Below are 7,216 nucleotides of genomic sequence, written 5' to 3'. Positions count from 1 at the left end.
GCCATCCGGGAGGCGCGACGACGCGACGCGGTCGGACCCCGCACAGGTCATCGTCGGCGGCGCGGGTCTCTCGGGCATCCAGTCCGCGGGCGAGATCGCGGAGTTCCGCGACATGCACCGTGCGCCCATCGACATCCACCTCGTCGAGGGCCTGGAGAGCGTCTTCCGCCGGCGCGCCGACGATTCAGACCGAACTCGACGAGATGCTCCGCGAACGCGACATCCAGATTCACACCGGCGAGTTCATCGGCGAGGTCGACGACGAGACGGTCTACGTCGGCGACGACAAGGAACTCGACTACGACGTGCTGCTCTGGACCGGCGGTATCACCGGCCAGAACGTCGCCGAGAAGCTCGACATCGGTCAGGACGAGCGCTCCCACCGGCTACACGCCTCCTCGACGTTCAAGACGAGCGAAGACAACGTCTTCGCCATCGGCGACTCCGCGCTCGTCGACCAGCCAGGCGACGAACCCGCGCCCCCGACGGCGCAGGCCGCCTGGGACGCCGCGGAAGTCGTCGGCGAGAACGTCAAGCGCGCGATGAACGACCAGCCGCTCAAGGAGTGGCGCTACAAGGACAAGGGGACCGTCATCTCCGTCGGTGACGAGGCCGTCGCACAGGACGTCAAGCCCGTCGACGGCGCGGACCAGGCCATCGCCCGCGTGCTCGGCAACCCGTTCGGCGGGATGCCCGCCGAGACGCTCAAGAAGGCCATCGCCGCCCGCTGGATCGCCAAGGTCGCCGGCCCCGGCCGCGCCGCGAAGGCGTGGCCGGATATGTAACAGCACGTTTTTCCACCTCGGGTGGCGCTTCGCACCACCTCTCGGCGCAAAAACCTGCACGAAAAACGCCGCTCGCTCACTTCGTTCGCTCGCGGTACGACACGCTGGCGTAACCGCGGCCGCACCGCACGTCGGTTCAACTACGGGAACGAAGCTAGCACCGCCGTGCGCTGAGTCCAGCCACGCGACGGGTCGAGCGGAGCGTGACGCGCCCCCTCGCGTGTGAGCGGTGCGTGTCGCCGTGTTCGCCCAACCAGACAGCTACCGACTCTTGTAGTCGCGCTGCTCGACCTCCTCGACCTCGTAGCCCGCCTCCTGCCACGCGGTGAACCCCCCGGTCAGGTGTGCGACGTCCTCGAAGCCCATCTCTTGGAGGGCCTTCGCGGCGAGCGCCGAACGGCCGGCCTCGTTGCAGAACAGGACGTAGCGACGGGACGGGTCGAACCAGTCGCGGTAGTACTCCGTCTCGGGGTCGACCCAGAACTCCAGCATCCCGCGTGGAGCGTGTCTCGCGCCGGGAATCGTCCCCGCTATCCACAGTTCCCGAACGTCGCGGATGTCGACGAGCGTCACGGCCTCGTCCTCGAGTCCGTCGCGGACCTGCTCGACGGTGACCGTCTCGACGTGTTCCTCGGCAGCCTCGGCCATCTCCCACGCGTGCTGGCTGAGTTCGGTCATCGTCCGTCACGCGGTGCGACGGCAGAAAGCGTTGTCGCCGGGGTGGTCGACTACAGCGAGAGGCCGGCGTGCCAGCGGTCCGCACCGGCTTCGGCCTTGATTTCGTCCATCCGTGCGAGGAGGTGGGTGGCGAGACTCGCCGTCTCCGACGCCTTGTCGGCACCCTCCGTCCGGAACTCGCCGGTCGCGCGGTTGGCGTAGACGGTACAGACCGCGCCGGCACGGAGGCCGTAGACGTTCGCGAGCGTGCAGATGGCGCTGGCCTCCATCTCGAAGTTCTTCACGTTCGCGTTCTTCATCTCCTCGAACAGCGCCTCCCCGTCGGGCGACTCGTAGCCGTTGAACCCCTCGCGGCCCTGCCCGGCGTAGAAGGAGTCGGCCGACGCCGAGAGACCGACGTGGTAGTCGTGACCCAGACGTTCGGCGGCGGCGACCAGCGCCGTGACGACCTCGAAGTCGGCGACGGCGGGGTACGACTCCCGGACGTAGGCGTCGCTGGTGCCTTCGAGACGGACGCCACCGGAGGTGACGACGAGGTCACCGATGTCCATCTCCTCTTGAATCGCGCCACACGACCCGACTCGGATGAACGTCTCCACGCCGACACGGGCGAGTTCCTCGACGGCGATGGCGGCCGACGGTGCGCCGATTCCCGTCGACGTGACCGAGACGGGCGTCCCCTCGTACTCGCCGGTGACGGTGTGGTACTCGCGGTGGTCGGCGACCTCTTCGGCGCGGTCCCACTGACCGACGATGGTCTCGACTCGCTCGGTGTCGCCGGGCAGGAGCACCGTCTCCGCGACGTCGCCCGGCCCGACTTCGATGTGGTACTGTACGTCCTCGGCGTCGGAATCGCTCATGGAGTCACTCGATTGCAGCGGACCAAAAGTCGGTCGAAGCCACCGTCGAGGCACCTTCGAGTTTCAATCGCTCCGGAACACGGGTCGTTCGACCCGGTTTCAGTTCGATCCGGCCTCGGTGCCGCTCTCGACTACCGATCCCGAGAAACCCACGTGGTTCACGACGACAGCGAACGAGCCACCCGACGTAGCGGTACTGGAGGGAGTCACGGCTACTGGGTGGTCGGACGAGGAGATAGCCGCTGTGTGAGTCCCGATATCTCGGCCGGCGGCCGGTGCTCGGTGCTCGGTGACGGTGCGGTCGGGTCACTCGTCGTCCGTGTACTCACGTCGCTGCTCGGCGTCTTCGAGCGTCGACAGCGAGATGGTGTTGGGGATGAGGTCGCCCAGCGCGTACTCCGCGACGCCGTCATCCTGGTCACAGAGGACGCGCAGGTCGGTGTCGGCGAACTCCGCGAGCGTCTGGCGGCACATCCCACAGGGTGTCACGCCGTCCCGAGCGCCCGACGCGACGGCGAGACGCGAGAACTCGGTGTGGCCGTTCTTCACCGCCTCGGCGATGGCGACCTCCTCGGCGTGCAGCGAGTTCGAGTAGTTCGCGTTCTCGATGTTACAGCCGACGAACACCGTTCCGTCGGCCGTTTCGAGGGCGGCCCCCACCGGGTACTCCGAGTACGGCACGTACGCGGCGTCGAACGCCTCGCGGGCACGTTCGACGAGTGCTGAATCGTCCATAGGCTGGATTCCGGCGGTCCGGAGAAATAGGCACCGCACTGCGAGTCCGCGACGCGGTGGCGGAGAGCGTTACCGGTCCTCGCCGGTCTCGTAGTGGTCGCCGGCCGCCGCCGGGATACGGGTGCGGCCGACCAGCGCGAGGACGACGATGACGCCGACGTACGGGAGCGTCTGGACGAGCGTCCGGGGGACGCCGATACCGGCGTACTGCAGCGGCGTCTGGATGGCCTCCAGCATGGTGAACAGGAACGTCGACAGCAACGCCCCGATGGGGTTGTAGTTCCCGAAGAGGTACGCCACGATGGCGATGAACCCCTTGCCGTTGACCATCGTCTGGCCGCTGCCGGTGAACTGGCCGACGTTGTACGACAGCGCGGCCCCGCCCATCCCGGCGAAGACGCCCGAGAGGAGGACGGCCGCGTAGCGCACGCGGTGGACGTTCACGCCGCTCGTGTCGAGCGCCTTCGGGTTCTCACCGCTCGCGCGGACCCACATCCCGAACTTCGTCCGGTTGAGGACGTACCACCCGAGGATGGCGACGGCGAACATCAGGTAGACCGTCGGCGAGGCGCGGAACAGCGCCTGGAACGGTCCCAGGATGCTCGTCTCCGCGAGCGAGTCGAACACCGGCGAGACGACCGGGATGCCGGCGTTCCTGACCGTCGGGACGCTGTTCGAGAGACTCGCGGTGTTCGGCCCGCCGTAGACGATTCGCGCCGCGAACGGTGCGAACCCGAGCGCGATGAGCCAGATAGCGAGTCCCGCGATGATCTGGTTCGCCCGGAACTCGATGCAGACGACGGCGAACACCGCCGCCAGCAGGACGCTGGCGAGGATGCCCGCACCGAACCCGAGCCAGAGACTGCCCGTCGTGTCCGCCGCGAAGATGGCGGCGAACGCCGAGATGATGAGCAGTCCCTCCAGCCCGATGTTGATGACGCCCGACTTCTCGGCGAAGATGCCGCCGACGGCGGCCAGCGCGATGGGCACCGCGAGCGTCAGCGTCGACGACCACGTGCTCGGGAGGAGCAGAATGTCGACGAGCGCGCCCGCCGTCGAGTCGGGGAACAGCGTCCCCGCGAGGAAGAGGACGACCAGCGCGACGGCGACGCTACCGACGACGAGCACCCGACTGTTGTCCATCGACAGCCACGAGTCGTCGCTCCCGGCGTCTGCGGTCGCCTCACTCATCGCCCTCACCCCCGAGGACGCCGCCGTCCGAGCGGACGGGGCCGGACCCACCCGTGCGGTCGCGCGAGCGACCGCCGAGGTCGTTCGCCCGCTTACCGATGAGACGGAAGAACTCCGGCATCGCCACGAACAGGATGATGAGGCCCCGCAGGACGCCCACCAGCTGGATGGGGATGTCGACGTTCGGGTCGGTCTGGATGGAGATGGCACCGCTCTTGAGTACGCCGAAGAGGAACGCCGCGGGCACCACGCCCAGCGGGTTGTTCCCCGCGAGGATGGAGACGGTGATGCCGTCGAACCCGTAGGCGGGGAGCCCCGGCTGGAAGTAGCCGTAGAGCAGGACCACGTAGACGGTGCCGGCCACCCCGGCGAGCGCCCCGGAGATGGTCATGCTGGCGACGATGGTCTTGGCGGCGTCGACACCGCCGTACTCGGCGGCGTCCGGCTGGAGACCGCTCGTCCGCAGGTCGTAGCCGAACGACGTGTAACGCAGGACGTAGTAGGTCGCCCCGGTCAGCAGGAGGACGAACACGAACGCGAGCACCGAGAACTCGTCGCTGGGTGCGTACACCAGTTTGGGGAACTCGACGCCCGCCGGTAGGTCGTTGGTCTTCGTCGAGAAGCTGTCGGGGTCCTGGAACTGCTCGCGGACCAGATACAACGCGACCAGCGACGCGACGAAGTTGAGCATGATGGTCGTGATGACCTCGTTGGCGTCGGCGTACGCCTTCAACGCCCCCGGTATCGCCCCGTAGAGACCGCCGAACAGCGCACCGACGAGCAGGCCGATCGGCAGGAGGACGAGCGTGGCCGTCACCCCCGAGAACAGCGGGGCGAGCGCGAGCATGGCGAGCGTACTCGCCAGTCCGCCGACGACCATCTGACCCTGCGTCCCGATGTTGAAGATACCGGCCTTGAACGCGACGGCGACCGACAGCCCCGTCAGCACGAGGATGGTCGTCTCCGTCATCGTGTCCGCGAGTCGGGGGTTGAACGGCGTCCACCCCTCGCGGAACGGTGCGGCGAACTGCCCGTGCAGTGGGTCGAACAGCGGGTTGATGGGGTTGCCGAGCGCTCCGAGGAACAGCCGGTCGTAGACCCGGAACGGGTCGTAACAGAAGCCGACGCCGAAGTACGTCGTCGCCGCGGACTCGCACGTCGCCGTCCGGCCGGCGGCGAGGATGATGACGACGCCGATGGCGATGGAGAGCACGAGCGCGGCGAGACTGATGAGGACGCGCTCGAAGACGCTCGCCTCGACCAGTCGGTCGAGGACGGACCGGCCACGCCCACGCCAGTCGGTCCCGTCGGTCCCGTCGATTCCGCCGTTTCCCTGGCTTCCGTCGGGTGTCGTGTCGTTCCCGTCGTCGCTCATCGCTCACCTCCGTCGGCCTGCGCGGTGCTCGGTTCGGGTTCGGCGTCCTCGTCGACCCCGCCGGGTCGTTCGCCGGCCATCAGCAGGCCGATCTCCTCCTCGGTGACCTCGGCGGGGTCGACGACGGCCATGAACTCGCCGTCGTGCATCACCGCGAGGCGGTCCGAGAGACCACGGACCTCGTCGAGTTGCGAGGAGACGAGCAGGACGCCCGCTCCGCGGTCACGCAGGCCGAGCAACTGCTCGTGGATGAACTCCGTCGACCCGATGTCGACCCCACGAGTGGGGTGCATGGCGACGACGAACCGAGGGTCGCGGGCGAACTCGCGGCCCACGATGAACTTCTGCTGGTTCCCACCGGAGAGCGACCCGGCGCGTGCGTCCGCGTTCGGGGGGCGCACGTCGTACTCATCGATGATGGCCTCGGCGTGGCGCCGGGCGTCGTTCCAACTGAGCCGCCCACGTCGGGCGTACGGTGGGGAGTGCTGACTGCCGAGCAGGCCGTTCTCGACGAGGTCGAAGTCCATGACGAGTCCCTGCTCGTGGCGGTCCTCGGGGATGTACGCCATCCCCGCTTCGATTCGGCGGCGACGCGAGTGCTCGGAGACGTCATCGCCCGCGAGCGACAGTCGGCCGCTGGTGGGGTCCCGGAGGCCGGTCAGCGCCTCGACGAGTTCGGACTGGCCGTTCCCGTCGACGCCGGCGATGCCGAGCACCTCGCCCTCCCTGACCGACAGCGAGACGTCCGAGACGACCTCGATACCGCGTTCGTCGCGGACGGTGACGCCGTCGGCGGCGAACACCTCGTCGCCGGGGTCGGCGGGGGTCTTCTCGACTTCGAGGAGCACCTCCCGGCCGACCATGAGTTCGGCGAGCTGTTCGCGGGTCGTCTCGTCGGCGGGCACGGTCCCGACGTTCTGCCCGTCTCTGAGGACGGTGATCTCGTCGGCGGCGTGCATCGCCTCGCCCAGTTTGTGCGTGATGAAGATGATGGTCTTGCCCTGGTCGGTGAGTTCGTCGAACACCTCGAACAGGTCCTCGACCTCCTGTGGCGTCAGGACGGCCGTCGGTTCGTCGAGGATGAGCGTGTCGGCCCCGCGATACAGCGCCTTGAGGATCTCGACGCGCTGCTGGACGCCGACGGAGACGTCCTCGATACGCGCCTCGGGGGGCACGTCGAAGCCGTACCGGTCACAGAGGTCCTCGACGCTCCGGGTGGCGGCGTCGCGGTCGACGGCCAGTCCCCCCCACTTGCGCGGTTCCGAGCCGAGCGTGACGTTCTCGGCGACGGTCATCGGGTCGACCAGCATGAAGTGCTGGTGGATCATCCCGATACCGGCGTCGATGGCGTCGCGTGGGGTGTCGAAGTGCCGTTCGACGTCGTCGACGATGACACGGCCCTCGTCGGCGCTGTAGAGGCCGTAGAGGACGTTCATCAGTGTGGTCTTCCCCGCGCCGTTCTCCCCGAGCAGCGCGTGGACCGTGCCGCGCTCGACGGGGAGGTCGACGTCGTCGTTGGCGACGACGCCGGGGAAACGTTTCGTGATTCCGTCGAGGTGGACGGCGGTCGTCATCGGTGAAAGAGTGGCAAC

At 68.1% G+C, this 7,216-nt stretch carries 6 protein-coding genes and 1 pseudogene; 1 reads left to right on the top strand and 6 read right to left on the bottom strand.

Translation table 11 applies throughout. The features are described 5' to 3' along the window. Window positions 1-785 (top strand): annotated as a pseudogene (locus GQS65_RS20880) (NAD(P)/FAD-dependent oxidoreductase); the annotation flags it as partial. A gap of 261 nt (window positions 786-1,046) precedes the next feature. Here GQS65_RS20880 and GQS65_RS20875 read toward each other — a convergent pair. The 6 genes from GQS65_RS20875 to GQS65_RS20850 form a co-directional block, all read right to left on the bottom strand. Then, complete coding sequence (locus GQS65_RS20875; RefSeq protein WP_158206554.1) at window positions 1,047-1,463, bottom strand: rhodanese-like domain-containing protein; 417 nt, start codon at window positions 1,461-1,463, stop codon at window positions 1,047-1,049. A 50-nt stretch (window positions 1,464-1,513) separates the two neighbouring features. Continuing rightward, window positions 1,514-2,323: a nucleoside phosphorylase gene (locus GQS65_RS20870; protein WP_158206553.1), complete on the bottom strand. Its 810-nt coding sequence runs from the start codon at window positions 2,321-2,323 to the stop codon at window positions 1,514-1,516. Window positions 2,324-2,629: 306 nt separating this feature from the next. Next, a complete protein-coding gene (gene cdd / locus GQS65_RS20865; RefSeq protein ID WP_158206552.1) occupies window positions 2,630-3,058 on the bottom strand; it encodes a cytidine deaminase in 429 nt (142 codons plus the stop codon). 69 nt (window positions 3,059-3,127) lie between these two features. Further along, the gene (locus tag GQS65_RS20860; RefSeq protein ID WP_199268522.1) at window positions 3,128-4,201 is read right to left on the bottom strand and encodes an ABC transporter permease; all 1,074 of its coding nucleotides are present in this window, start codon (window positions 4,199-4,201) and stop codon (window positions 3,128-3,130) included. Between the two features lie 40 nt (window positions 4,202-4,241). Further along, entirely contained in the window at window positions 4,242-5,624 is a 1,383-nt protein-coding gene (locus GQS65_RS20855) for an ABC transporter permease (protein ID WP_158206550.1), read from the bottom strand. Beyond that, window positions 5,621-7,198, bottom strand: a complete 1,578-nt coding sequence (locus GQS65_RS20850) for an ABC transporter ATP-binding protein (protein ID WP_158206549.1) — start codon at window positions 7,196-7,198, stop codon at window positions 5,621-5,623. Before GQS65_RS20850 ends, GQS65_RS20855 begins: the two co-directional genes overlap by 4 nt. Window positions 7,199-7,216 lie beyond the last annotated feature (18 nt).

This window comes from Halomarina oriensis, assembly GCF_009791395.1.
GTDB classification, from domain to species: Archaea; Halobacteriota; Halobacteria; order Halobacteriales; family Haloarculaceae; genus Halomarina; species Halomarina oriensis.
This window is presented reverse-complemented; position numbering and strand designations above follow the sequence as displayed.

Bases quoted from the DNA above. Each gene is read 5' to 3' on its own strand.
- GQS65_RS20870 (WP_158206553.1), bottom strand. From the start codon at position 2,323: ATGAGCGATTCCGACGCCGAGGACGTACAGTACCACATCGAAGTCGGG.
- cdd (WP_158206552.1), bottom strand. From the start codon at position 3,058: ATGGACGATTCAGCACTCGTCGAACGTGCCCGCGAGGCGTTCGACGCC.
- GQS65_RS20860 (WP_199268522.1), bottom strand. From the start codon at position 4,201: ATGGACAACAGTCGGGTGCTCGTCGTCGGTAGCGTCGCCGTCGCGCTG.
- GQS65_RS20850 (WP_158206549.1), bottom strand. From the start codon at position 7,198: ATGACGACCGCCGTCCACCTCGACGGAATCACGAAACGTTTCCCCGGC.
- GQS65_RS20875 (WP_158206554.1), bottom strand. From the start codon at position 1,463: ATGACCGAACTCAGCCAGCACGCGTGGGAGATGGCCGAGGCTGCCGAG.
- GQS65_RS20855 (WP_158206550.1), bottom strand. From the start codon at position 5,624: ATGAGCGACGACGGGAACGACACGACACCCGACGGAAGCCAGGGAAAC.